The sequence below is a fragment of the Mesorhizobium sp. M2D.F.Ca.ET.226.01.1.1 genome (genome assembly GCF_004022705.2).
In the GTDB taxonomy this organism is placed as follows: domain Bacteria; phylum Pseudomonadota; class Alphaproteobacteria; order Rhizobiales; family Rhizobiaceae; genus Mesorhizobium.
This window is the reverse complement of the sequence record NZ_RZOY02000104.1, coordinates 1-309: the sequence shown is the minus strand read 5'-3', so window position 1 is coordinate 309 and position 309 is coordinate 1. Positions and strand designations below refer to the sequence as shown.

The following is a 309-nucleotide window of genomic DNA, read 5'->3' as shown; positions in this document are numbered from 1 at the left end:
TTGCCGGATAGAAGCGGCCGTTCGCCTTGCCTCCGGCGAGCAGACTGGCGCCCTTGGCGACGGCCTCGTCGACGATGCTCTGGATCTTCTCGACCTGGGCATCGGAGATGATCGGTCCGAGCGCCACCTGGCCGGTCGAAGGATCGCCGGCAACCAGGTGCCCGGCCTTGGCGGCGAGCCGCGAAGCGATCGCATCGGCGCGCTTTTCGTCGACCAGGACGAGACCGGTCGACATGCAGATCTGCCCCTGATGCAGGAAGGCGCCCCAGGCAGCGTTGGACGCGGCGACGTCGAGATCGGCATCGTCGA

1 protein-coding gene is annotated in these 309 nt (G+C 67.6%); it reads right to left on the bottom strand.

The genetic code is table 11. The features are described from left to right. A partial coding sequence (locus tag EN869_RS33965; protein ID WP_128334423.1) for an aldehyde dehydrogenase family protein occupies window positions 1-309 on the bottom strand: 309 nt, incomplete at both ends.